This is a genomic window from Microbacterium sp. CCNWLW41 (genome assembly GCF_037083505.1).
Genome location: NZ_JBAOJP010000018.1, coordinates 1 through 24723, shown reverse-complemented (window position 1 = coordinate 24723; position 24723 = coordinate 1). Strand labels below are relative to the sequence as shown.

Below are 24723 nucleotides of genomic sequence, written 5' to 3'. Positions count from 1 at the left end.
GAGCCGGTCGACCCGCCGGAGACGTTCCCGGTCAGCCGGCGTCGGGCGGGCCCGCGGGGCGCTGAGCGCGCCGGCCCGACGAGCCGTAGGCGGCGACCGGGCGCCCGGCGCGCTCCTGCCCGGGCACGGGCCGGGACCGTCGCCCGTAGATCAGCTCGGACGAGTCCAGCAGCCACGGCACGAGCGTGATCGTCACGCCGTGCACGAGCATGAGCTGGTTCGCCATGCGGCGCGCGCGCCGGTTGTGCAGCAGGCTCTCCCACCAGTGGCCGACGATGTACTGCGGCAGGTAGACGGTCACCACCGACGGCCCGTGCTTCGCCCGGTACTCGCGGATGAAGTGCTCCACCGGCTGCGCGTACGTCCGGTACGGCGAGTCGACGATCACGAGCGGCACGGGGATCCGGTGCCGCTGCCACTCGCGCTGGAGCTGGGTGCCGTCCTCCGGCGTGAGGGCGACGTGCAGGGCCACGGTCTTGTCGTGCTTGGCCGCGATGGCGTAGTCGAGCGCTTTGACGACGGGCTTCTGCAGCCGGTTCACCAGGACGATCGCCACATCTCCCGCGGATCCGAAGTGGGTGGCGTCGTCGACGGCGATCTCGTGCTCCACGTCCCGGTAGTAGCGCTTCACCCCGACCATGAGGACCGCGAGCACGGGGATCGCGAAGAACACCATCCACGCGCCGTGCGTGAACTTCGTGATCGTCACGATCAGCAGGACGAGGACGGTGAGCGTGGCGCCCGCGGAGTTGATGACGAGGCCGGTGTAGGCCGAGCGGCGCAGCGGCGCGGCCTCGGCCACGGTCTTGGCGCGCGTGCCCCGCAGCACGCGGCGCCAGTGCCGCACCATCCCGATCTGCCCGAGGGAGAAGGAGACGAAGACGCCGATGATGTAGAGCTGGATCAGGGTCGTCAGGTTCGCCTGGAACACCACGAGCACGGTGACCGCGGCGATGCCGAGGACGATCATCCCGTTGGAGAAGACCAGCCGGTCGCCGCGGGTGTTCAGCGCCTTGGGGGCATAGCCGTCGCGGGCGAGCACCGCCCCGAGGAGCGGGAACCCGTTGAACGCGGTGTTGGCGGCGAGCAGCAGCACGCACGCGGTGGCCGCCTGGATGAGGAAGAAGGGGATGCTCCCGCCGCCGAAGGTCGCCGCGGCGACCTGGGCCATGAGGCTGGGCTGCGGGTTCGCGCAGTCGAACCCGACGAGCGCGCACGGGTCCTCCGCGTAGTGCACGCCCGAGATGAGCGCGAGGGCGGTGAGGCCGGCGAACAGCAGCGCGGCGATCGCGCCCATCATCGCGAGGGTCGTCTGGGCGTTGCGGATCTTCGGCATCCGGAAGGCGGGCACGCCGTTGGACACGGCCTCGACGCCGGTCAGCGCCGAGCAGCCGCTGGAGAACGCGCGCAGCACGAGCAGGATGACGGCGGCCTGGCTGAGGTCCTCCGCCTGCACCGCGAACTCGGCGCTGGAGGCGACCGGTGCGTCGCCCAGGACCGTGCGGACCAGCCCCGTCATGATCATGACGGCGACCGATCCGATGAAGACGTAGGTGGGGATCGCGAACACGGTGGACGCCTCCCGCACGCCGCGGAGGTTCACGATCACGATGAGGATCACGAAGCCGACCGCGAGCTCGACCCGCCACGGGTTGAGCTCCGGCACGGCGGAGATGATGTTGTCCACGCCCGACGCGATGGAGACGGCGACCGTGAGCACGTAGTCGACGAGCAGCGCCGCCGCGACGACCACCCCGGGGATCTCGCCCAGGTTTGTCGACGCCACCTCGTAGTCGCCGCCGCCGGACGGGTACGCCTTGATGAGCTGGCGGTAGCTGAGCACCACGACGACGAGGAGGAGCACCACCGCCCCGGCGACCAGCGGGGTGAACGACAGGACGGCCATGCCGCCCACGAGCAGGATCATCAGCAGCTCCTGCGGCGCGTACGCCACCGAGCTCAGCGCGTCCGACGCGAAGATCGGCAGCGCCATGCGCTTGGGGAGCAGCTGCTCGTCGGCCTGCTCGGAGGTGAGCGGGTCTCCCAGGAGGATGCGTTTGGCCAGCTGCGGGGCGTCCGCGCTCTCACGGCTCTCATTTGCCACGAGCGGCGACATTACGCCTGCGCGCGGCGGGGTGCAATGCGGGATCCGTGCGTTTCCCTCACGATCCGCTCACGGTCCGCGGCGTGCCGCCCCGGTGCGTGCCACGGGCATGGGCGGTCGCCGTGGCCGCGTAGGCTCGACGGGTGCAGGATCAGGTGCTTCTCGGCTTCCTCGCGACGGGCATCGGCCTGGTCTTCGGCGTCCTCCTCTTCGTGCCGTTCGTGGCGATCAGCTACCGCCGTCGTGGGCGGCTGACGATCGGGCGCCTGGTGCTCTGGCTCGCGGCGCTGATCTACTTCTGGGCGATCTGGACGTACACCCTGCTGCCCCTGCCGGATCCGGACGGCATCCGCTGTGTGGGAGCGATCCTGGACCCGATGTCGGTCGTGCGCGACGTGCAGAAGGCGTTCGCCCGGTCGGCCCACCCGTTCACCGACCCCGCGATCCTGCAGCTCGCGCTGAACGTGCTGCTGTTCCTCCCCTTGGGGTTCTTCCTGCGGGTGCTCGGAGGACGGGGCGTCGTCACCGCGCTCGCCGTCGGGTTCGGGCTGTCGCTGTTCATCGAGACGACGCAGCTCACGGGCGTCTGGACGATCTACCCGTGCGCCTACCGCTTCTTCGACGTCGGCGATCTCATGACGAACACGGCCGGCGCCGTGCTCGGCTCGCTCCTGTCCCTCGTCGTGCCCGCCCGGCTGCGGGGCTCCGCGGCGTCGCCGGATGCGGATCGGCCGCGCCCCGTGACGCGAGGGAGGCGCCTGCTGGCGATGCTGTGCGATGCGATCGGCTACAGCATCGTCGCGTTCGGCGCCGGGGTGGTGATCCTGCTCGCCCGCCTCTACCTCCTCGGCGAGTCGACGGCGCAGGGCGACGACGGCCTCACGACGCTCATCGGCACCGGCGGCACCAGTCTGGTGTGGCTGATCTGGATCCTCGTCACGGGCCAGTCGCCGGGGGATGCGGCGGTGCGGCTGCGGTATCGCGGCGGACCGCTCCCGGCCCCGCTCGCGCGAGTCCTGCGCTGGGCGGCCGGCGTGGGCGGGATCTCCGCGCTCGCCCTCGTCGGCGCGGCGGGGGAGGCGTGGGTGTGGCCGCTGATGGCCCTCGCCGTGGTGCTCGCGCTGTTCACCCGCGGCGGGCGGGGACTGCCCTGGCTGGTGTCCCGGCAGGAGCTGACGGATGCCCGCGAGCAGGCTCGTTCGCCCAGGACGAACGCACAGCCGAATCAGATCACGGGTGCGTAACGTCGAGCGCATGAGCACGGTCCCCGTCGACGATGCGCTGAACGAGACCTTGAACGAGGCGCGGGAGCTCCGCGACGAGTTCCAGCGTTTCCTCCACGAGTACGAGTTCGGGATGCGCGAGATCGAGACGAAGATCTCCATCCTGCGCGACGAGTTCACCCACCATCACTCGTACAACCCGATCGAGCACGTGAAGAGCCGGCTGAAGTCTCCGGACAGCATCGTGGAGAAGGTGGCGCGGCGGGGGATCGAGCCGGACTTCGACTCGATCCGCACGCACATCACCGACATCGCGGGCGTGCGCGTGACCTGCAGCTTCGTGGCCGACGTCTACCGCCTCTTCGACCTCCTGACCGCACAGGACGACGTGTCGGTGCGGATCGTCAAGGACTACATCGCCACGCCGAAGCCCAACGGGTACCGGAGCCTGCACGCGATCCTCGAGGTCCCCGTCTTCCTCTCCACCGGGCCGATCACGGTGCCGGTCGAGGTGCAGTTCCGCACCATCGCGATGGACTTCTGGGCGAGCCTGGAGCACAAGATCCACTACAAGTTCGCCGGGGCCGTGCCCGCGCACCTCGTCGACAGCCTCACGTCCGCCGCCGAGGCGGCCAGCGCGCTGGACGCCCGCATGGAGCAGCTCCACCACGAGGCGCACGGGACCCCGGTCGGAGCCCTGCCGTCCCCCCGGCCCCGGATCGTCCAGGTCTGAGGGCTCCGGCCCCGCGCAGGATCAGCCGACGAGCTCCCGGGATCAGCCGAGGAACTCCCGCGCGGCGACGGTGAGCGCCTTCACGCCGACCTCGATCGTCGGATGGATCTCCACGGCGAAGTACGGCGAGTGGTTGGTCGCGATGGCGCTGTCCAGCGTGCCGCTGGCGACGGCCTCGGCGAAGCGCGCCGGATCGATGCCGCCCCAGAACCAGAACACCAGCGGGACCCCCGCGTCGCGGGCGAACCACGAGACGTCCTCGCTGCCGGTGAACAGACCGGGATCGATGACGTTGTCCTCCCCGAACGCGGAGCGGAACGCGCCGATGGCGCGCTCCGCGGCGTCGGCGTCGTTGATCGTGGCGGGCAGGGTGTGCAGGGTCTCGATGGTGGGCTCCGCCGTCGCGCCTGAGGCCAGCGCCTCTGCGCGCACGATCCGCTCGACGCTCGCGAGGACCTTCTCGCGCAGGACCTCGTCGGGGTAGCGCAGGCTCAGCTCCAGTGTGGCCTCGGCGGGGATGATGTTGTTCTTCGTCCCGGCATGGATGGATCCGACCGTCACCACGGCGAGGTCGTGCGGGTCGACCTCCCGGGAGACGACCGTCTGCAGGCGCATCACGGTCGCGGCGGCCATCACCACCGGATCGACCGTGGAGTGCGGCCGCGAGCCGTGGCCGCCGCGGCCGTGCAGGGTCACGGTGAGCCCGTCGGACGCCGACATCTGCGGGCCGGGGCGCACGCCGATGACCCCGGCGGGCAGGGGCGTCACGTGCTGGCCGATCACGACGTCCGGACGCGGGAAGCGGTCGAGGGCGCCGTCGTCCAGCATGGCCCTGGCGCCTGCGCCGAACTCCTCCGCGGGCTGGATCACGACGACCAGGGTGCCCGACCACTCGTCCTTGGAAGCGACGAGCTGCTCGACGGCGCCGATCATGGCCGTGACGTGCATGTCGTGGCCGCAGGCGTGCATGACGCCGACCGCGTGCCCCTCGGCGTCCAGCCCGGTGGCCGTGCTGGCGTAGGGGAGCCCGGTGAGCTCGGTGACGGGGAGGGCGTCCATGTCGGCGCGCGCCCAGACGACCGGCCCGTCGCCGTTGCGCAGGACCCCGATCACGCCCGTGACGCCGATCCCCTCGGTCACGTCGAGGCCCAGATCGCGCAAGTGTCCGGCGGCGATCGATGCGGTGCGCGTCTCCTGGAACGACAGCTCGGGATGGCGGTGCAGGTCGATGAACAGCGCTTCGAGATCGATCGTCATGCCGCGAGCCTATCGCCGGGGCGTGGCACTGGCGCCTGCGGCGGATCGTGCCGACGCGCGCGTCGAGCGAGGAGGGAAGTCCGTCTGCGCGTGTCCGAGGTCTCTGCTTGGATGAGCTGGTGCAGAAGACACCCGAGGTGCGGACGGCCGGGACCGGGGCCCTCCTCTGGCTCGCCGTGGCCACGTTCTCGATGGGCATCGACGGGTATGTGCTCGCGGGTCTGCTGCCGCAGATCTCCGAGGATCTCGGCGTCACCGAGGCCGCGGCCGGGCAGCTCATGTCGGTCTTCGCGCTCACGAGCGCCGTCGCCGGTCCGGTGCTGGGCGCCCTGACCGGACGCTGGGAGCGCAAGGGGACGATCCTCGTCTCGCTCGCGGTGTTCGTGCTGGGCAACCTGATCGTGGCGATCGGGCCGACGTACGCGTGGGCCATGGCCGGACGCATCGTGTCCGCGCTGGGCGGCGGCCTGCTCAACGCGATGGTGGCCGCCTACGTGATCGCCAAGGCCCCGCCCGAGCGGCGCGGGCGCGCGCTGGCTCTCGTTCAGGGCGGGTGGCTCGCGGCGACGGCGCTGGGCGTGCCGATCGGGCTCGTCGTCGGGCAGACGGGATGGCGGATCCCGCTGTACATGGTCGTCGTCGTGGGCGCGGCGGCGCTCGTCGGCATCGCGCTGAAGGTCCCGCATCTGCGCCTGCCGCCGCTGAGCCTGCGTGCATCGCTGCGTCCTCTCGCCGAGCCGAAGATCCTGTTCGCGTTGCTGATCCCGGCCGGGCTGATGTGCGCGAGCTACTTCTGCTTCACCTACGCGGCACTGATCTTCGAGCCGCGGATCGGCGCGGGGCTCGGGATGGTCGCGGTGCTCTTCGGATACGGGATCGTGAGCCTCGGCGGGAACCTCGTGTCGGGGTGGATGACGGATCGCACCACCCCGGTGCGCGTGATCACGACGATCATCGTCGGGGTGCTGGCGGTCGCGGTCCTCGGGTCGTTCGGCCTGCTGCTGCCGGGGGTGCTCGGTGCGGCGGCCGCCGTGCTCTGGTTCCTCTTCACGGCGTTCTTCAACGGCGGGTCCGGGGTGGCGCTGCAGGCGCGGCTCGGGGCGATGGCGCCGGAGTCGGCGGCGTTCGTGCTGGCGCTCAACACGAGCGGCATGCTGCTGGGCAGCGCCCTGGGCAGCGCGAGCGGCGGGCTGGCCCTCGCGACGGGGGTGCCGCCGGACGGGCTGCTGCCGTTCTCCGCCGGGATCCTGGCCGTCACGCTCCTGCTGCACGTCGTCAGCGTCCGCTGGTCCGCGCGCGACGACGAGCGCGAACGCCGACTGCTGCCCGCCGGCTGCTGACCGGGCACGCCGGCCGCGTTCCGGACACGCCGGAGAGGCTCAGCGGCGGGTCGTCGTTCCGCGGACCACCAGCTCGAAGGGGAGCGCGGTCGGACCGGCGGTGCCCGGCTCGGCGAGCGTGCGCAGCAGCGCCTCGGCGGCGCGGCGACCCTGGAGCAGCGGGAACTGGTCGACCGTGGTGAGCTGGAAGAACCCGCCCAGCTCGTGTCCGTCGATCCCCACGACGGACAGATCCTGCGGGACGCGGTAGCCGAGGTCGCGGGCCGCGAGGATCGCGCCGATCGCCATCTCGTCCGACGCGGCGAAGATCGCGGTCGGTCGGCGCCCAGGGCGTCCGAGGAGCTGCTTGGCCGCGCGGAAGCCGCCCTCGACGGTGAAGTCGGCCGGCTCGAGGAACGTCGGTCGCGGGGTGATCCCGGCGCGTTCCAGCGCCTTCTCGAACCCCTGCCTGCGCTGCGTGGGGATGTGGAAGTCCAGATCGAACTCCGGGCTCGCGCCGATGTGCGCGATGTCGCGGTGCCCCAGGCTGAGGAGGTGCTCCGTGGCCAGCTCGGCCACGGCCAGGTCGTCGACGGTGAGCGTCGTCAGCGACGGGTTCGGCCCGCCGATCGCGATCACCGGCAGCGCGAGATCCCGCAGTCTCTGGGTCTCCTCCTCGTCCAGTTCGATGGACACCGCGATGAGGGCGTCCACGCGTTGCCGGCGCAGGAACGTCGAGAAGACGTCCCTGCGCACCTCCGCGTCCGCGGTGATGTTGTACAGCGTGATGTCGTAGCCCGCCTTCATGAGCGTGCTCGACACCCCCGACAGCACGGTGCTGAAGAACCAGCGGTCGAGGTACGGCACGATCACGCCGACGTTGCGGGTCCGCCCGGACGCGAGGCTGGAGGCCCGCGACGACACGACGTAGCCGAGCGCGTCCGCCGCCTCCTGCACCTTCGCGCGTGCGGCCTCGGACACGTGGCCGCGCCCGCTGAGCGCCCGTGACACCGTGGCGGTGGAGACGCCGGCCCGCCGTGCGACCTCGTCGATGCTCACCACGTCCGGTCCCCGTCCGCTCGCCGCCCGCCGGTGCCGTGTCGGCCGCCGCGCTGTCCGTCCGGGAGGTGCCGTCCCGATCTGCACACTCGGTCCCGATCTGCACAGGTTTCGGTGAAGAACCTCCGCGAATCGGGCCGACGTCCGCGGATCGGGACCCCGTTCCGGGGGCGCTGACCCGGGACCGGGCCGCCGGACCGCACGGGTGCCCCGGGACCGCGCGACGGCTCGGCGGTCCCGGGACGACGGTGTGGTCCGGCGCTCACGCGGTCAGCCCCGCACGTACCACGCGGCGGTGTTCGGCGGCAGTGCGGTGCCGGAGAACGGCTCGCTCTGCACGACGAAGCGCGCATCGGCGGGCAGCTCGATCGGGTCGTCGCCGAGGTTCGCCGCCACGTGCAGGTCCCCGCGGCGGAAGGCGACGGCGTTCGGGTCCAGGTCCTCCCACACGAGGCTTCCCGCGCCGAGGCCGCGCTCGCGGCGCACCCGCAGCAGCTCCTGGTACAGCGAGAGGGTCGATCCCTCGACGCCCCGCTCGACGTCGCGCGCGTACTCGGCCCACTCCGGCGGCTGGGGGAGCCACGAGGCACCGGTGTCGTTGAAGCCGTAGGCAGGGGCATCGGCGACCCAGGGCAGCGGCACCCGGCAGCCGTCGCGGCCGTAGCGCTCGCCGTTGGTGCGGAACCAGGTCGGGTCCTGCCGGAACTCGTCCGGGATCTCCATCGCCTCAGGGAGGCCGAGCTCCTCGCCCTGGTACAGATAGGCGGATCCGGGCAGGGCGAGCATGAGCGTGGTCGCGGCCCGGCCACGGGACAGGCCGATCGCGCGGTCCGGCTTTCCGGGCGAGTTCGGGCCGATCCCCTCGCCCTGCGGGTTGTCCGCCGTCAGCGCCAGGCGCGAGGCATGCCGGACGACGTCGTGGTTGGAGAGGACCCACGTGCTGGGGGCGCCGACCGCGCCGAACTCGTCCAGCGACTCGCGGATGACGTCCCGCAGCGTGCTCGCGCCCCAGGGGGTCATCAGGTAGGGGAAGTTGAAGGTCTGGTGCATCTCGTCCGGACGCACCCACAGCGCCGTCTTGGCGAGGGTGGGCAGCCACGCCTCGCCGCACAGCGCGCGGTCGCCGTCGTACTCGGCGAGCACCGTGTGCCAGTCGCGGTAGATCTCGTGGACCTCGTCCTGCCCCCAGTACGGCACGTTCTCCTCGCCGCCGCCCATCGAGTCGGCGTCGGCGACGGGGGCGTAGTCCGGAAGGCCCGCCTCCTTGACCATGCCGTGCGCGACGTCCACGCGGAAGCCGTCGACGCCCCGATCCAACCAGAAGCGCAGGATAGAGCGGAACTCCTCGCGCACCTCCTCGTTGGTCCAGTCGAAGTCGGGCTGGGTGGCGTCGAAGATGTGCAGGTACCACTGGCCGGGCGTGCCGTCGGCCTCGGTGATCCGCTCCCACATTCCGCCGCCGAAGACCGACTCCCAGTTGTTGGGCGGGAGCTCCCCGTTCTCGCCGCGACCGTCGCGGAACACGTAGCGGGCGCGCTCGCGGCTTCCCGGTCCCGCCTTCAGCGCGGCCTGGAACCACGCGTGCTGGTCGGAGGAGTGGTTGGGCACCAGGTCGACGATCACGCGGATCCCGCGGGCGTGGGCCTGCGCGAGCATCTCGTCGAAGTCGGCGAGCGTGCCGAACAGCGGATCGACGTCGCGGTAGTCGGCCACGTCGTAGCCGGCGTCGCGCTGCGGGCTGGTCATGAAGGGGCTCAGCCAGATCGCGTCGATCCCGAGATCCTTCAGGTCGTCGAGGCGGGACGTGATGCCGGGGAGGTCCCCGATCCCGTCGCCGGAGGCGTCCGCGAAGGAGCGGGGGTAGATCTGGTAGATGACGGCGGACCGCCACCACTCGGAACCGGGTGCGGATTTCTGCTCGAGCTCTGCCATGCGCCCAGGCTAGTGCAAACGCTTACACACCCGCCAGCAGGCCCGTCGAATCGGTTCGGGCCGGCGTGCGGGGTGCAGGTTCCGCGGTTCGTTCCAGCGGGGTTCTGCCGCTCCGGCGGAGGATGCGGTGGGATTGCTCCGCTGTTGCGGTGGTTCTCCGCGCGAGGGCGCACGTGTGCCTCGGACCTTCTCGGCTTTGGATCGGCGGGCGGGGCGGCCCGGTCCTGACGGAGCTCTGCGCCTCCGGCGGAGGCTGCGGTCGGTTCGGTCCGCCGTTGCGGTGGTTCTCCGCGCGAGCGGAGGTGCCCGGCAGTCGCGGCCGACGCCGGGCCGATGCCGCACCACGGCATGTCGGGTCCCGGATCAGGAGGGCGGGCGGGACGTCAGTCGCCGAGGACGACGTTGATCGGCGGCTCGCCCGCGAGCATCCGCTCGATCTGCGTCTTGACGAGGCGCGCGATCCGGGGGTTCATCGCCGTGGACGCCCCGCCGACGTGCGGGCTGATCAGCAGGTTCGGTGCGGACCAGAGCGGGTCGCCGTCGGGGATCGGCTCCTGCTCGAAGACGTCGAGCGCGGCGCGGAGCCGTCCGGATTCGAGCTCGGCGCCCAGCGCCGAGGTGTCCACGATCGATCCGCGGCCCACGTTGACGAGGAGCGCGCCGTCCGCCAGACGGCGGAGCAGCTCCGCGTCGAAGAGGTGCCGTGTCTCGTCCCCGCCCGGGAGGCTGAGGATGACGATGTCCGCGTCGGGCAGGAGCGCAGGGAGCTCGTCGATCCCGTGCACGTCGATCGCTCCCAGGCCGTCGACGTCCTCCCGGCGGGCGGTGCGCGCGACGGCGGACAGCTCGACCTCGAACGGGGCCAGGCGCCGGGCGATCGCCGTGCCGACGCCGCCGAAGCCGACGAGGAGCACGTGCCGGTCGGCCAGGCTCTCCGCGAAGACCGGCGACCAGCCGCCCTGCTCCTGGGCGCGCACGAACCGCGGGAGCTGCCGCTGCGCGGCGAGGGTCAGGGCGAGGGCGAGCTCGGCGGTGGAGGTCTCGTGCACGCTCGCGGCGTTGGCGAACGGGACGCCGGCGGGCAGATGGTCGGAGACCCCCTCGTAGCCGATCGACTGGCCCTGGACGAGCCCGACCGACAGCCCGGAGAGGGCGGCGAGCGCCCCCGACCCGCCCATGTACGGCGGCACGACGATGTCGAGCCGTGTGGCGGGAGGGGCGTCCCGGAAGTCCCAGATCCGCAGGTCCACGTCGTTCTGCCACTCGGCACCTGGCAGGGCGCGGAGGTTCGCGGCGAGGCGTTCGGTGGGGACGGTCACGACGAGGCTCACCCTCCCGAGCGTAGCCGCCGTTGCGGAGACCGAGGAGGCGATGGCGATCGACCGCGCGTGCCGAGGTGCGTCAGGCGGCGACGCGGGCGACGGCGGCGATGGCGCTCGTGAAGAAGCCCAGCCCGTCGACGCCGCTGCGCATGGCGGCGGCGGTGTCCGGGCCGAAGCCGGGCTCGGTGGCGTGCTCCGGGTGCGGCATCAGGCCGACGACGTTGCCCGCCGCGTTGGTGATGCCCGCGATGTCGCGCAGCGACCCGTTCGGGTTCATCCCGGCGTAGCGGAACGCCACGAGCCCCTCGCCCTCCAGGCGATCCAGGGTCTCCTCGTCGGCGATGTAACCGCCCTCGCCGTTCTTCAGCGGGATGACGATCTCCTGGCCGGCGGCGAAAGCGCTCGTCCAGGCCGTGTCGGCGTTCTCGACCGTCAGCTTCTGGTCGCGACGGACGAAGTGCTGGTGGTCGTTGCGGATCAGGCCGCCGGGCAGCAGGTGCGCCTCGACGAGCATCTGGAAGCCGTTGCAGATCCCGAGGATCGGCATGCCGGCGGCGGCGGCCGCCTTGACCTCGGTCATGATCGGCGACAGGGCGGCGATGGCGCCCGAGCGGAGGTAGTCGCCGTAGCTGAAGCCGCCCGGGAGGACGAGCGCGTCGACGCCCTCCAGATCGTGCGAGCCGTGCCACAGCGCGACCGGCTCGGCGCCGGCGATCCGCACGGCGCGCTGCGCGTCGCGGTCGTCCAGCGAGCCCGGGAAGGTGACGACTCCTATCCGGACGCTCATTCGACGACCTCGACGCCCACGACGTCCTCGATCACGGAGTTGGACAGCACCTCGGCGGCGACGCGGCGCGCCTCGACGAGCACGTCCTCGGTCACCTCGCCGTCGACCGTCAGCTCGAAGCGCTTGCCGATGCGGACGTCGGTGAACGCGTCCACGCCCAGGCGGGCGAAGGCGCCGCTGACGGCCTTCCCCTGCGGGTCGAGCAGTTCGGACTTGGGCATGACGTCGACGACGATGGTGGGCATGAACGGCTCCGGAAGTCGCGGGCGGGAGGGCGGGGCCAGTCTATCGCGCGGGATGCGCGACGCCCGCTCGCCGCCGACGGTCCTCCGCGGCCCCGGTCCTGTACCGGTCCTCCGCGGCCCGATCTGCACAGGAGAACCCGTTCTGCACAGGTACGGCGGGCCTGACGTGTGCGGATCGGGACGGAGTGTGCGGATCGGGCAGCGCGGCGCCGCCGGAGCGAAGCGCGGGTCAGGAGGAGCGGAAGACCGTGTGCACGTCGCCGATGACGTCGCGACCGCCGAGGTCCGCGATCTCGAAGAGCACGGAGACGCCGGCGACCCGGTGTCCGAGCTCCTCGATGATGCGGCGACCGGCGGCGAGTGTGCCGCCCGTCGCGAGCACATCGTCGATGAGGAGGATGCGGGATCCGGCGGGCAGGTCGTCGTGCATCTCTATCGTCGCGGTGCCGTACTCCAGCGCGTAGTCGACGGACGCGGCCGGCTGCGGGAGCTTGCCCGCCTTGCGGATCGGGACGAAGCCCGTTCCCGCCGTGATCGCGGCGGCCCCGGCGAGGATGAATCCGCGCGCCTCGACCCCGGCCACGACGTCGAAGCGCCCGGCGAACGGTGCCACGAGAGCGGCGGTCGTCGCCCGCAGCGCCTCCGCGTCCGCGAGCAGCGGGGTGATGTCGCGGAAGACGATGCCCGGCTCCGGATGGTCCGGAATGGAGCGGATGAGGGCTTCGGCGCGCGCGAGCGCGTCGGGGGCGGGTGCGGCGGAGGTCACCGATCCAGCGTAGGGGGTCGCGTCGGCCGCCCGATGTCCGGCCGCCCGGATCCTGGGCCGTGGCCCGACCGGGTCCCCGGGAGCCCGCGGTCGTCGAGGGTCGCCGGGACCTTCCGGAGTCGGCCGTGGTGGTACCGTGGGAGCGCTCTCAACGATCGGCTCCCGGCGCGACGCCCGCACTGGCCATGAAGGAGGACCGCATGTCCCGCTCGTTCCCCGCCGGCTTCCTCTTCGGAGCGGCCACGGCCGCCTACCAGATCGAGGGGGCGGCGTTCGAGGACGGCCGGACGGCCTCGATCTGGGACGCGTTCGCCCGCGTCCCCGGCGCGGTCGCGAACGGCGACACGGGCGACGTCGCCTGCGACCACTACCACCGGACGGACGAGGACATCGCCCTGATGCGCGAGCTGGGCCTGCAGTCGTACCGGTTCTCCACCTCCTGGGCGCGGGTGCGTCCGGACGGCGGCGCGCCGAACCCCGCCGGGATTGCGTTCTACGACCGGCTGGTGGACGGCCTGCTGGCGAACGGGATCGTGCCGTGGCTGACGCTCTACCACTGGGACCTCCCCCAAGCGCTGGAGGAGCGGGGCGGATGGACCGCGCGCGACACCGTGGACCGCTTCGTCGAGTATGCGCTGACGATGCACGACGCCCTGGGCGATCGGGTCGCGCACTGGACCACCCTCAACGAGCCGTGGTGCTCGTCCTTCCTCTCCTACACCGCCGGGGTCCACGCCCCGGGCCGCCGCAGCGTCCGCGACGGGCTGCTGTCCTCCCACCACCTGCTGCTCGCCCACGGCCGGGCGCTCCAGGAGCTGCGCCGACGCGATCCCGCGCTCAGTCTGGGCCTCACCCTGAATCTCACGGTGGCCGATCCCGCCGACCCGGACGATCCCGCCGATGCGGACGCCGCCCGGCGGATCGACGGCCAGTTCAACCGCTGGTTCCTGGACCCGATCCTGCGGGGCGCGTATCCGGCCGACGTGGTGTCCGACATCCGGGACGCGGACGCGGACGCCGTGTCCGCGTTCGAGGAGGCGGTCCTCCCGGGCGACCTGGCCACGATCGCGACGCCGCTGGACGTGCTGGGCATCAACTACTACCACGGCGAGCTGCTGTCGGGTCATCCGCAGCCCGGAGGCGACCGGGACGTCCACGACCCGGGCGCCGGCGTGACGCGGCCGACCGGCTCGCCGTTCCCCGCCGCCGAGGGCGTGCACTGGGTCGAGCGGGGGCTGCCGCGCACCGGCATGGACTGGGAGGTGCAGCCCGAGGGACTCACCCGGCTCCTGCAGCGCGTCGGGAACGAGGCCCCCGGCCTGCCGCTCTACGTCACGGAGAACGGATCGGCGTACGACGACGTCGTGGTGGAGGAGCCGGGCGCCGGAGGGGCGACGGGGGCGACGGGGGCGAAGCGGGTCCCCGATGAGGAGCGGACGCGGTTCCTGCGCGCGCACGTCGCGGCGACGTGGGACGCGCTCGAGTCCGGCGTCGACGTCCGCGGCTACTTCGCCTGGTCGCTGCTCGACAACTACGAGTGGGCGTGGGGGTACGAGAAGCGGTTCGGGATCGTCCACGTCGACTACGACACGCAGGAGCGGATCGTGAAGGACTCCGGCCGCGAGTACGCGCGGATCATCGCCGCCCGCGCGATCTGATCCCCGGCGCGGTCCGCTCCTTGCCGAGTGGTCAGAAACTGTGGCCAAAACGACCGTGAACCCACAGAAACTGACCACTCGGCAGAGGCGCGGCGACGGGGCCCGCGTGCGCCAGAATGGAGGGATGAGGGGCACGCCATGAGCGCGTCGAGGGCGACGATCGAGGAGGTGGCGGCCGCGGCCGGAGTGTCGCGGTCGACCGTGTCGCGCGTGGTCAACGGGTCCAGCGCCGTGAGTCCGTCCGCGCTCGCCGCGGTGACCGACGCGATCGCCCGGCTGCAATACACGCCGAACCGCGCGGCGCGTTCCCTGGCCAGCCGCCAGACCCACGCGATCGCGCTGGTGGTTCCGGAGGACACGTCGCGCTTCTTCGGGGACCCGTTCTTCGCTGCGGTCGTCTCCGGGATCAGCGCGCGCATCGCGAAGTCGGACTACCTCCTGAACCTGCTCATCGCCAGCGACGACCCCGGCGACAAGATGACGAGCTTCGTACGCAACGGCGGCGTGGACGGGGCGATCATCGTCTCGCATCACACGAGCGACACCTTCGTGGACCGCATCGCGGAGAGCGTGCCGGTCGTCTTCGGGGGCCGCCCGAGCCGTGCGCGACCGACCGACTACGTCGTGGACGTGGACAACGTCGCGGGCGGACGCGACGCCACCGCGCACCTCGTCGCGCGCGGGCGGCGGCGCATCGCGACGATCACCGGTCCGCTGTCGATGCCCGCCGCGCAGGACCGGCTCCAGGGCTTCCGGGACGCCCTCGGGACGGCCGGGCTCGCACCGGCGGCGGTGGAGGACGGGGGCTTCAGCGAGGAGGGCGGCGCAGAGGCGGTCCGTCGCATCCTCACCGCGCCGGGGCCCCGCCCGGACGCGATCGTCGCGGCGAGCGACCTCATGGCGCGCGGGGCGCTCTCGGTGCTCCGCGCCGCGGGGCTGCGGGTGCCGGAGGACGTGGCGCTCATCGGGTTCGACGACTCGCACGCGGCGGCGGCAGCGGATCCGCCGCTGTCCACCGTCCGCCAGCCCATGCATGCGCAGGGGGAGATCATGGCGGGCATCCTGCTCGACGTGCTGTCGGGCGGGGAACCGCCCCGGGTGAGCATCCTGCCGACGGAGCTCGTCGTCCGATCCTCGTCCTGAGCGCGTCGCGTCAGGAGCGCCCCATCCGCGCGAAGGCGCCCAGCACCGTCCGCTCCGACTGGAGGAGATACTTCTCCAGTTCGCGCACGCCGGCCTCGGGGCCGTCGGCGAGGAACGCGGTGAGCACCGCGCGGTTCTTCCGCACGAACGGCTCGTGCAGGGCCCGGGGGTCGTCGATCTCGAGGAAGGCCAGACGCAGCTCCGCGGCGACGTCGCGATACGTGCGCGCGAGCCGGGGGCTGTCGGCGAGCGCGACGATCGCGTCGTGGAACGCCATGTTGGCGCTGCCGACCGCCCGCCAGTCCTCGCTCGCGATGTTCGCCTCCGCCTCGGCGACGGCATCGGACATGCGCTGCACCGCGGGGTGCTCGGGCTCGGAGGCGCGCAGCGCCGCGCACTCGATCGCGCGGCGCGCACGGTAGATGTCGACGACGTCGGCGATGGACGGGGAGGCCACGGACGCGCCGCGGTGCGGGACGTGCTCGATCAGGCCCTGCTCGGACAGGACCCGGAACGCCTCGCGGAGCGTGTTGCGCGAGACGCCCAGGCGTTCGGCGAGCGCCGACTCGGACAGCCGGGAGCCCGGGGCGAACTCGCCGTCGATGATGCGTCGTCGCAGCTCGTCGGCGAGCGGGCCCTGATGCGTCGTCACCCCCACATGCTAGGCGAGCGGTCGGACGGCGGTTGGATCTGCCCCTAATATTGTTGAACAATCTGGGCGCATCTGTTCTACACTCGGACGAAACCGCCCCACCGACGACGTTGGGAACCACGTATGTCCGATTCCTCCCCGCAGACCTCCGCCGCCTCCCTCGCTCCCGAGGAGCACGCGCGCGCCGCCGCCGCGAAGAAGCGCGCCGGCCGCAGCGCCGTCATCGGCGCCATCTTCCTCATGGCCACGAGCGCCATCGGACCGGGCTTCATCACCCAGACCGCGACGTTCACCGCCACGATGGGCGCCGCGTTCGCGTTCGCGATCCTCGTCTCCGTGCTCGTGGACATCGCCGTCCAGCTCAACATCTGGCGGATGATCACCTCGTCCGGCAGACGCGCCGGGGAGCTCGCGAACAGCGCCATCCCGTTCTCGGGTCACGTCATCGCCGTGCTCGTGGTGATCGGCGGCCTCGCGTTCAACATCGGCAACATCGCCGGCGGCGGGCTGGGCCTGAACGCCCTCCTCGGGATCGACCCCAAGATCGGCGGGCTGATCACCGGTGCGCTGGCCATCATGATCTTCCTCATCAAGAAGGCGGGCCGTGTCATGGACGTGGTCCTCGTCGTCCTCGGCGTCGGGATGATCGTGATGACGGTCGTCGTCGCGATCATCGCCCAGCCGCCGATCGGCGACGCGCTCCGGCAGACGATCGTGCCCGACCAGCTCAACTTCGCCACGATCACGACGATCGTCGGCGGCACCGTGGGCGGCTACATCACCTACTCCGGGGCGCACCGCTACCTCGCGTCGGGGCACGTCGGCCCGGAGGCGGCCGGTCCCGTCATGCGCGCCGCGGCGAACGGGATCCTCGTCACCGGCATCATGCGGTACGTCCTGTTCCTGGCGATCCTGGGCGTCGTGGCCAGCGGCGTGGCACTGGATCTGTCCAGCCAGGCCGCCAACCCCGCCGGCCAGGCGTTCGGCGCGGTCCTCGGCGAGGCCGGGCTGCGGATCTTCGGCGCCATCTTCTGGGCCGCGGCGATCAGTTCCGTCATCGGCGCCGCCTACACGTCGGCGACCTTCCTGTCCACTTTCCACCAGCGCTTCCTCGGCGGGTGGTCGCTGCAGTGGGCGACCGTCGTCTTCATCGTGGTCTCGCTCGTCGTGTACCTGCTCATCGGCACCGCCCCGGCCGCGATCCTCGTCTTCGTGGGCGGCTTCAACGGCCTGATCCTCCCCATCGGGCTGACGGTGTTCATGTACATCGGGTGGTTCCGTGCCGATCTGCTCGGTGTGACGCGCTACCCGCGCTGGCTGCTCGTCGCCGGTACCCTCGTGACCGCCCTCACCTGGTACATGGGCGCCGTCTCGATCGGCCCCATCTTCGCCTTCCTCGGAATCGGAGCCTGACATGCCCGTGATCGACCTCAACTCGGACCTCGGCGAGAACGTCCCGGACCGGATCGTCAGCGACGACGCGAGCATGCTCGCGATCGTCACGAGCGCGAACGTCTCGTGCGGCTTCCACGCCGGCAGCCCCGAGGGGATCCGGGAGACGCTGGTCGCGGCCGTCGCGCACGGCGTGACGATCGGCGCGCACCCGGGCTATCGCGACTACGAGAACTTCGGGCGCACCGCGGTGGACATCGACTCCGCGACCCTGCAGGCGCACGTCGAGTACCAGCTCGGCGCGCTGGACGGGCTCGCCCGCGGCGCGGGCGGCGCCGTCGCCTACGTGAAGCCCCACGGCGTGCTGTACAACACGATCGCGCGCGACGAGCGCCAGGCGAAGGACGTCGTGGCTGCGATCCGGGCGATCGACCCGGATCTGGTCCTGCTCGGCCTCGCGGGGGGAGTCGTGCTGGAGGTCGCCGAGCGCGCGGGGCTCCGCGTCGCGGCCGAGGCGTTCGCCGACCGGGCCTACCAGCCAGACGGGCAGCTCGTCTCCCGCACGCAGGAGGGCGCCGTGCTGCACGATCCGGCGGCGGTCGCGGCACGCATGGTGCGGCTGGCGGAGGAGGGCGTGATCCGGGCGGTCGACGGCACGGACGTCCGCGTCGAGGCGCAGTCCATCTGCGTCCATGGCGACAGCCCCGGCTCCGTCGCCATGGCCGCGGAGACCCGTCGTCTCCTGGAGCAGGCGGGCGTCGCCATCGCGCCCTTCGCCGGATCCGCGTCCTGACATGGCCGGCACAGAGCACCCGGGCACGGACCGCCTGGGGATGAGGCGCGGTTCCTGATGCGCATCCTCACCGCCTCCGACCGCGCCCTGCTCGTCGAGGCCGCCGACCTCGACGAGGCGATGCGGCTGAACCTCGCCTGGGCCGAGGTCCCGGGGATCGCGGAGCTCGTCCCGGGCGCGCGCACCGTCCTCGTCCGGTTCGACCCGGCCCGCACGACGGCGGACGCGCTCGCCGCGGTGCTCGCCGACACGGCCGTGGACGCCGCGCACGTGCCGCACGTCGGGGAGGCGACGATCCCGGTCCGGTACGACGGCGAGGACCTGGCGGACGTGGCGGACCTGCTGGCCGTCTCGGCCGAGGAGGTCGTGGCGCGCCACCTCGCGGCGCAGTGGCAGGTGGCCTTCTCCGGCTTCGCCCCCGGCTTCGGGTACGCGGTGGGGTCGGATCCGCTGTTCGACGTGCCGCGACGGTCGTCCCCGCGCACGCGCGTGCCGGCGGGGTCCGTCGCGCTCGCCGGGCACTTCACCGGGGTCTACCCGAGGGAGAGCCCCGGCGGTTGGCAGCTCATCGGGCGCACGGACGCGGTCATGTGGGACATCGACCGGGACCCGCCGGCGCTGCTCGCACCGGGGACGCTCGTGCGGTTCGTGCGCGCGGACCGGGAGGCGGCCGCCGGGGCCGGGGCTGCCGCCGGGGCCGGGACTGTCGCCGGGGCCGGGGCCGGGGCCGCCGCCGGATCGGGCGACCGCCGCACGACCCGGGAACGGATGCACGACGGGTCCGGGGTCCTGGAGGTGGTCCGGCCCGGGCTGCAGACGCTCGTGCAGGATGGGGGGCGTCCGGGCCACGCCGCGCTCGGGGTCTCCGCGTCGGGCGCCGCGGACCGCACGGGGTTGCGGGACGCCAACCGCGCCGTGGGGAATGACGCGGGCGCGGCGGCGCTGGAGATCGTCGGGGCGGCGCAGCTGCGCTACCGCGGGCCCGCGACCGTCGCCGTGGTGACGGGGGCCGTGTCGGAGCTCGTCCGCACCGCCGCCGACGGCGGCAGGGCGACTCTCCGCCACGGAGTCCCCTTCGCTCTCGACGACGGGGACGAACTGCACCTCGGGCACCCGGTGCGGGGGCTCCGTCAGGTCGTGGGCGTCCGCGGCGGCGTGGCGGCCGAGCCGGCCCTCGGCAGCAGTGCGGCCGACACCCTCGCCGGGCTGGGGCCGGCGCCCTTGCGCGCCGGGGATGCGGTGCGGATCGGGGATCCCCGCCGCGCCCCGCACGCCGTGGATCCCGCGCCGGTGCCCCGGGCGCTCCCCGCCGCCGGCGAGGTCGTCGAGCTGGGCATCACCTGGGGTCCCCGTGACGACTGGTTCCGTCCCGACGCGCTCGACACGCTCCTCGGGCAGGAGTGGGAGGTCACGCCGCGGTCGGACCGCGTCGGCATCCGGCTGCGGGGCGCGGTCGCGCTCGAGCGCGCGGTGCCGGGGGAGCTTCCGAGCGAGGGCGCGGTGACCGGTGCGATCCAGGTCCCCCCGGACGGGCAGCCGGTCCTGTTCCTGCCGGACCACCCGCTCACCGGCGGCTACCCGATCATCGGGGCGGTCGTGGACCGCGATCTCGATCTCGCCGGGCAGCTGCCGCCCGGCGCCCGCATCCGCTTCCGCGCGGCGCCGCGCCGCGGCGCATCGTCCGAGGAGGACCCGTCATGAAGAAGATCCTGATCGCGAACCGCGGCGAGATCGCCGTGCGCGTCGTCCGCGCCTGCGCCGAGGCCGGGTACGCCTCGGTCGCCGTGTACGCCGACCAGGACGCCGATGCGATGCACGTGCGGCTCGCCGACGAGGCGGTGGGCCTGGCGGGCTCCTCCGCCGCGGAGACGTACCTGTCCGTGCCGGCGCTGCTGAGGGCCGCGGCCGTTGCCGGCGCGGACGCCGTGCACCCCGGGTACGGCTTCCTGTCCGAGAGCGCCGCGTTCGCACGGGCGGTCGAGGACGCGGGGCTCACCTGGATCGGCCCGACGCCGGAGAGCATCGACGCGCTGGGGGACAAGATGACCGCCCGGCGCATCGCCGAGCGGGTGGGAGCGCCGCTGGCGGCGGGGACCGACCGGCCGTTGCGCGGTCCGGCCGAGGCGGTGGCCTTCGCCGAGGAGCACGGCCTTCCCATCGCGATCAAGGCCGCGTACGGCGGCGGGGGCCGGGGGCTCAAGGTGGTCCGGGACGCCGCGGAGGTGGCGGAGGCGTTCGAGGCGGCGACGCGCGAGGCGGTCGCCGCCTTCGGGCGCGGGGAGTGCTTCGTCGAGCGCTTCCTCGAATCGCCCCGCCACATCGAGGTGCAGGTGCTCGGCGACGGTCGAGGGACGGTGGTCGTGGTCGGCGACCGCGACTGCTCCCTGCAGCGTCGCAACCAGAAGCTCGTCGAGGAGGCTCCGGCGCCGGGGCTGTCCGACGCGCAGCGGGACCGGATCCACGAGGCCGCACGCCGGATCTGCGCGGAGGTCGCCTATCGCGGCGCGGGGACCGTCGAGTTCCTCCTCGCCGCGGACGGGACGATCTCGTTCCTGGAGGTCAACACGCGCCTGCAGGTCGAGCACCCCGTGACGGAGGCCGTGACGGGCGTCGATCTCGTCCGCGAGCAGTTCCGGATCGCCGAGGGCGACGGGCCCTCGTTCACCGAGACCCCGCTCTCCGAGGGGCACGCCTTCGAGTTCCGGATCAACGCCGAGGATCCCGGCCGCGGCTTCCTGCCGAGCCCCGCGCGGGTCGACCGGCTGCGGGTGCCCGGCGGGCCCGGCGTGCGCTGGGACGCCGGTGTCGAGGCGGGGGACACGATCCCTGCCGCCTTCGACTCCCTGATCGCCAAGCTCGTCGTGCACGCGCCCTCGCGGGACGCGGCTCTGGTCCGGGCCCGCCGCGCCCTGCGGGAGCTGGACATCGAGGGGCCGGCGACCGTAGTCCCGTTCGACCGGCTCGTCGTCGACGCCCCCGAGTTCGCCACCGACGGATTCGGCGTGCACACGCAGTGGATCGAGACGGAGTTCCTCCCGCGGTCGGAGGCGCAGCAGCGTCCGGAGCCCGCCGAGGAGAGCGGGATGCGGCGGTTCGCCGTTGAGGTGGACGGCCGCCGGATCCGGGTCGGGATCCCCGAGGCGCTGCTCGCGGGCCTCGCCGGGGCGGCGGGTCCTGCGGAGCCCGGACCGGTCCCGGGACCGGATCCCGCGCGACTGGCCGCCCCCGCGCCCGGCGTGCTCGTGCGCTGGCTCGTGGCCGACGGGGCGGAGGTCGCCGCGGGGGACCCGGTCGCCGTGCTGGACGCGATGAAGATGGAGACGACCGTCGTGGCGCACCGGGCCGGCGTCCTGCGTCGCGAACTCCAGGAGGGGGACGCGGTCGCCGCGGACGAGGCCGTCGCCGTCATCGACTGACGTCCGAGGGCGCGGGAGGGGATCCCCGAGGGGCACTCCCTCCCGGCCCTGCCTGCGCGGTCAGCCCCCCAGGGACCGCAGCAGGTCTCCGCCGAACAGGGCGAAGGCCGTGACGCCGGCGGAGAGGATCACGACGCCCGTGGTGGCCGCGACCGCCATCAGGGAGATCCCCCGACCGCCCAGACGCTGCCCGCCGAGGCCGATCGCGACACCCGACCGAGCCGCCAGGGCCCCTGCCGCGTCGTCACGGTAGCGGGCGGTGCGATCGGCGAGGCGCCGGTGCAGCTCCTCGGCCATCTCGATCGTCCGACGCATGACGTCCGGCCGGTCGAAGCGGGTGCCGCCCGGAAGGTACACGTAGGCGCGGTCCTCGACGAGCTCCAGCTCCGCGCCGGAACCGAGATCCTGCACGCGCGCCATGAGGTCGGGGGTGAACACGTACAGCGCGTCCTGCTCGTAGCCCTCGGGGACCAGCAGGAGGAACGTCTTCGCGAAGTCGCCCTCCAGCTCCATCCGCGCTCCGCGCAGACCGAGCGTCGGCACGATGCTGCGACGCCGGTTGCGCAGCACGATGTGCGGCACCTTCGACGGCAGCGGCAGCTCCACGAACCCGAACGGGCGCTGCATGGTCGCGCCCTGGTCGCGCGTGCCGACGGAGTGGACCACCCCCAGCTCGAACGGGATCCGCGGATCGTCGGACGCGATCACGCCGCGCTCGACGGGGCGCGTGATCCGGGTGAACGCCGCGCCCCGGCGCCCGACGCGCTCCAGGGAGTCCGCATACGCCCAGTCGTTCGTCCAGGCGAAGAGCGCCAGCTTCGCCCGCCGGGACAGGCCGACGGCGAACCAGACGAACCCAACGGCGCCCAGCAGGCCGTAGAACACGGCGAAGACGGCGATCAGGGGCGCCCGATCGAGCAGACCGATCCGCCCGAGGCCCCACATCGCCGCGACGACCGCGGCCGTGAGCGCGAGGACGCCGGTCAGGATGACGAAGAAGCGCCGGATCAGGGGGATCCCCGCGATCCGCTCGTACCGCAGGATGGGCCCCAGCCCGGGAGAGCGCTCCAGGGCGGAGAGGTCGACCCGGATCGGCTCGGGTGGAGTCATCCGATCCGCCAGGGGAGGGTGGCCCAGGGGCCGTTGCGCTTGGCGGTCCCCGCCGCCCGGAAGTCCGGCCACCCGTCGCCGAGCTTCTCGAACGTCTTCTCGCCGAGCTTGCCGTCGCTCCAGTGCATCACGCGCCCGGTGATGTAGCTGAGCCCGAAGTCGGCCCAGGACGAGAAGGCCGGGCGGCCGGCGACGTTGATCCGATGGATGATCTCGCGCGCCTCGGCGACGTCGGCGAAGCCCAGGGCGACACCCCAGGTGGTGAGGGCCACGGCCTGCCCGAGGGCGTACCCGTCGAGGGTCCGCACGAAGACCTCGGGCGTCACGATGTCCTTGCCGACGAGCTTGCGGACCTGCTGCTCGATCTGCTCGATGGCGGCCACGAACGTGCGGGCGTCGCGCTTGTCGCCCCCGCCTCGACGATCGCCGCCGTCCACTCGCGGCTTTTGGGCACGCGGCCCAGGCGCTGCGCGGTCTCGTCGCGGATGGCGAGGCAGGTCACCCACACGTCCCGGCGACGCCGATCCGTGGTGAGCCGCTCGATGTTCGCCAGCCAGTCCTCCCGGGTGTGCAGCCCCCACTGGTCGACGAGGTGCTTCTTCTCGACATCGGTGAGCGCCGAGGCGGTCGGGTCGTTCCACGGGCCGGACGGGAGGTTCGTGATCTGCAGGAACCCGAGGGCGATCTCGTTCGCCTCCCGGTCGTCGGTCGAGAACGCCTCGGACGGCTTGACCTTCGACGCGGGCAGAAGCCAGATCACGATGACGACCAGCAGGATCGCGCCGAGGATCGCGTACACCCACCATTGCCCGAAGAGCCATTGGATCAGGCTGCCGAGGTCGTTGAGGTCGAGGCGGGCGGTGCCGTGCATGCGGACTCCTTGCGAGGCTGGGGGCTCTCTTAGATTGAACGAATATTCAGTGAGTAACGTAGCGGGTACGTCCGCAATCCCGAAACGGATGGAGGGAGGCGCACCGGCATGGCACGTTCCGCCGAGCACAACCGCCGCGCCCGCGAGCGCTCGCGGCAGAGCATCATCGAGGCCGCGATCGACGTGTTCGCCGAGCGCGGGGTCGACGGCGCCACTATCTCCGACATCACCGGCCGCGCCGGGGTCGCGCAGGGCCTGGTCAACTACTACTTCGGCGGCAAGGACCAGCTCGTCGCCGCCGTCATCGATCTGTGGTTCGACGCTCTCGTCGGGATCGCGCGGGTGCGCGGCACCGCCGACGAGAGGCTGACCGCCGTGATCGACTCGGCGCTCGCGATGACCGCCGTCGCCCTGCCGCTGCAGCGGGTCGTCCTCGCGATCCAGCAGCAGCCGTCCACCCGGCGGATGTTCGCCGAGTCCGAGGCGCGTCACGCCGACGCCGTCACGGCCGCGGAGGACGCCGTGCGCGAGATCTTCCGGGAGCGCGGCGCCGCGGACCCCGCGGTGGAGGAGATCATGCTGCGGAGCCTCCTCGAGGGGATCCTCGGAAAGTGCATCGTGTACGGCGACTCGTATCCGCTCGAGTCCGCGCGCGGCTGGGTGCACCGCCTGTACGGCCTGCCCGAGCCGACGAGCCCGCTGCCGCTGGCGCTCCTTCCGATCGGCGAGGGCGCCGGGGTCTCCGCGGCGACGATCCCGCCGTCGGCGCCGGATGCGGCGGCGTCGGATGCGACGCCGCCGGCGGAATCCGGGTCCGCGGGCGAGCCGCGCCCGCGCACCGCCCCCTGACCCGGCCCGCCGCCCTGTGGGTGCGGTCCGCTGCGCGATGGCCTCGTCCGTCGCGCGGTCCCCCGCCGTCCTTCGGTCGGCTCCCGCCAGGC

The 24723-nt window shown here is 72.7% G+C and carries 22 protein-coding genes; 10 read left to right on the top strand and 12 right to left on the bottom strand.

All coding sequences use genetic code 11. The features are described 5' to 3' along the window. Nucleotides 1-31 precede the first annotated feature (31 nt). Nucleotides 32-2116, bottom strand: a complete 2085-nt coding sequence (locus V6R91_RS35555) for an APC family permease (protein WP_336399247.1) — start codon at nucleotides 2114-2116, stop codon at nucleotides 32-34. Between the two features lie 131 nt (nucleotides 2117-2247). On the opposite strand from V6R91_RS35555, the gene V6R91_RS35550 reads away from it, so the two are divergent. Continuing rightward, the gene (locus tag V6R91_RS35550; RefSeq protein WP_271061002.1) at nucleotides 2248-3348 is read left to right on the top strand and encodes a VanZ family protein; all 1101 of its coding nucleotides are present in this window, start codon (nucleotides 2248-2250) and stop codon (nucleotides 3346-3348) included. A 10-nt stretch (nucleotides 3349-3358) separates the two neighbouring features. Continuing rightward, nucleotides 3359-4060, top strand: coding sequence for a GTP pyrophosphokinase (locus V6R91_RS35545; RefSeq protein WP_271061001.1), 702 nt, complete (start codon nucleotides 3359-3361; stop codon nucleotides 4058-4060). Nucleotides 4061-4102: 42 nt separating this feature from the next. Here the strand turns inward: V6R91_RS35545 and V6R91_RS35540 are convergent, their stop codons facing one another. Further along, entirely contained in the window at nucleotides 4103-5317 is a 1215-nt protein-coding gene (locus tag V6R91_RS35540; RefSeq protein WP_336399246.1) for an amidohydrolase, read from the bottom strand. Between the two features lie 119 nt (nucleotides 5318-5436). On the opposite strand from V6R91_RS35540, the gene V6R91_RS35535 reads away from it, so the two are divergent. Further along, nucleotides 5437-6657 carry an MFS transporter gene (locus tag V6R91_RS35535; protein WP_336399245.1) on the top strand — a complete coding sequence of 407 codons (1221 nt, stop codon included), beginning with the start codon at nucleotides 5437-5439 and terminating at the stop codon, nucleotides 6655-6657. 39 nt (nucleotides 6658-6696) lie between these two features. On the opposite strand, the gene V6R91_RS35530 is transcribed toward V6R91_RS35535, so the two are convergent. From V6R91_RS35530 to V6R91_RS35505, 6 genes are all read right to left on the bottom strand, one after another. After that, nucleotides 6697-7698, bottom strand: coding sequence for a LacI family DNA-binding transcriptional regulator (locus V6R91_RS35530; RefSeq protein WP_067247905.1), 1002 nt, complete (start codon nucleotides 7696-7698; stop codon nucleotides 6697-6699). Between the two features lie 267 nt (nucleotides 7699-7965). Continuing rightward, nucleotides 7966-9627: a glycoside hydrolase family 13 protein gene (locus V6R91_RS35525; RefSeq protein ID WP_336399244.1), complete on the bottom strand. Its 1662-nt coding sequence runs from the start codon at nucleotides 9625-9627 to the stop codon at nucleotides 7966-7968. 383 nt (nucleotides 9628-10010) lie between these two features. Continuing rightward, nucleotides 10011-10958 (bottom strand): 2-hydroxyacid dehydrogenase, encoded by a 948-nt coding sequence (locus tag V6R91_RS35520; protein WP_336399243.1) that lies wholly within the window; start codon nucleotides 10956-10958, stop codon nucleotides 10011-10013. Between the two features lie 70 nt (nucleotides 10959-11028). After that, nucleotides 11029-11736, bottom strand: a complete 708-nt coding sequence (gene purQ / locus V6R91_RS35515; protein ID WP_336399242.1) for a phosphoribosylformylglycinamidine synthase subunit PurQ — start codon at nucleotides 11734-11736, stop codon at nucleotides 11029-11031. Next, nucleotides 11733-11981, bottom strand: a complete 249-nt coding sequence (purS, locus tag V6R91_RS35510) for a phosphoribosylformylglycinamidine synthase subunit PurS (RefSeq protein ID WP_336399241.1) — start codon at nucleotides 11979-11981, stop codon at nucleotides 11733-11735. The genes purQ and purS overlap by 4 nt, the downstream gene beginning before the upstream one ends. Before the next feature lie 229 nt (nucleotides 11982-12210). Then, on the bottom strand, nucleotides 12211-12747 hold the full coding sequence (locus tag V6R91_RS35505; protein WP_067247923.1) for an adenine phosphoribosyltransferase: 537 nt from the start codon (nucleotides 12745-12747) through the stop codon (nucleotides 12211-12213). Between the two features lie 200 nt (nucleotides 12748-12947). On the opposite strand from V6R91_RS35505, the gene V6R91_RS35500 reads away from it, so the two are divergent. Next, nucleotides 12948-14405, top strand: a complete 1458-nt coding sequence (locus V6R91_RS35500; protein WP_336399240.1) for a glycoside hydrolase family 1 protein — start codon at nucleotides 12948-12950, stop codon at nucleotides 14403-14405. Between the two features lie 138 nt (nucleotides 14406-14543). Continuing rightward, nucleotides 14544-15548 (top strand): LacI family DNA-binding transcriptional regulator, encoded by a 1005-nt coding sequence (locus tag V6R91_RS35495; RefSeq protein ID WP_336399239.1) that lies wholly within the window; start codon nucleotides 14544-14546, stop codon nucleotides 15546-15548. 10 nt (nucleotides 15549-15558) lie between these two features. Here the strand turns inward: V6R91_RS35495 and V6R91_RS35490 are convergent, their stop codons facing one another. Beyond that, the gene (locus tag V6R91_RS35490; protein ID WP_067247928.1) at nucleotides 15559-16200 is read right to left on the bottom strand and encodes a GntR family transcriptional regulator; all 642 of its coding nucleotides are present in this window, start codon (nucleotides 16198-16200) and stop codon (nucleotides 15559-15561) included. Nucleotides 16201-16323: 123 nt separating this feature from the next. On the opposite strand from V6R91_RS35490, the gene V6R91_RS35485 reads away from it, so the two are divergent. The 4 genes from V6R91_RS35485 to V6R91_RS35470 are packed head-to-tail and all read left to right on the top strand — an operon-like array spanning nucleotide 16324 to nucleotide 21801. Beyond that, a complete protein-coding gene (locus V6R91_RS35485) occupies nucleotides 16324-17613 on the top strand; it encodes an NRAMP family divalent metal transporter (RefSeq protein WP_231819248.1) in 1290 nt (429 codons plus the stop codon). Between the two features lies 1 nt (nucleotide 17614). Then, complete coding sequence (locus V6R91_RS35480) at nucleotides 17615-18385, top strand: LamB/YcsF family protein (RefSeq protein ID WP_336399238.1); 771 nt, start codon at nucleotides 17615-17617, stop codon at nucleotides 18383-18385. A gap of 57 nt (nucleotides 18386-18442) precedes the next feature. Further along, nucleotides 18443-20086, top strand: a complete 1644-nt coding sequence (locus tag V6R91_RS35475) for an urea amidolyase family protein (protein ID WP_336399237.1) — start codon at nucleotides 18443-18445, stop codon at nucleotides 20084-20086. Continuing rightward, nucleotides 20083-21801 (top strand): acetyl/propionyl/methylcrotonyl-CoA carboxylase subunit alpha, encoded by a 1719-nt coding sequence (locus tag V6R91_RS35470; RefSeq protein WP_336399236.1) that lies wholly within the window; start codon nucleotides 20083-20085, stop codon nucleotides 21799-21801. The genes V6R91_RS35475 and V6R91_RS35470 overlap by 4 nt, the downstream gene beginning before the upstream one ends. Nucleotides 21802-21861: 60 nt before the next feature. Here V6R91_RS35470 and V6R91_RS35465 read toward each other — a convergent pair whose 3' ends face one another. The 3 genes from V6R91_RS35465 to V6R91_RS35455 are packed head-to-tail and all read right to left on the bottom strand — an operon-like array spanning nucleotide 21862 to nucleotide 23782. Next, the gene (locus V6R91_RS35465) at nucleotides 21862-22911 is read right to left on the bottom strand and encodes a hypothetical protein (protein WP_336399235.1); all 1050 of its coding nucleotides are present in this window, start codon (nucleotides 22909-22911) and stop codon (nucleotides 21862-21864) included. Further along, nucleotides 22908-23294: a DUF1266 domain-containing protein gene (locus tag V6R91_RS35460; RefSeq protein WP_336399234.1), complete on the bottom strand. Its 387-nt coding sequence runs from the start codon at nucleotides 23292-23294 to the stop codon at nucleotides 22908-22910. Before V6R91_RS35460 ends, V6R91_RS35465 begins: the two co-directional genes overlap by 4 nt. Further along, complete coding sequence (locus tag V6R91_RS35455) at nucleotides 23234-23782, bottom strand: hypothetical protein (protein WP_336399233.1); 549 nt, start codon at nucleotides 23780-23782, stop codon at nucleotides 23234-23236. The genes V6R91_RS35460 and V6R91_RS35455 overlap by 61 nt, the downstream gene beginning before the upstream one ends. A gap of 108 nt (nucleotides 23783-23890) precedes the next feature. Here V6R91_RS35455 and V6R91_RS35450 point away from each other — a divergent pair, with 108 nt between their 5' ends. Beyond that, the gene (locus V6R91_RS35450; protein WP_336399232.1) at nucleotides 23891-24631 is read left to right on the top strand and encodes a TetR/AcrR family transcriptional regulator; all 741 of its coding nucleotides are present in this window, start codon (nucleotides 23891-23893) and stop codon (nucleotides 24629-24631) included. The last annotated feature ends 92 nt before the right edge of the window (nucleotides 24632-24723 follow it).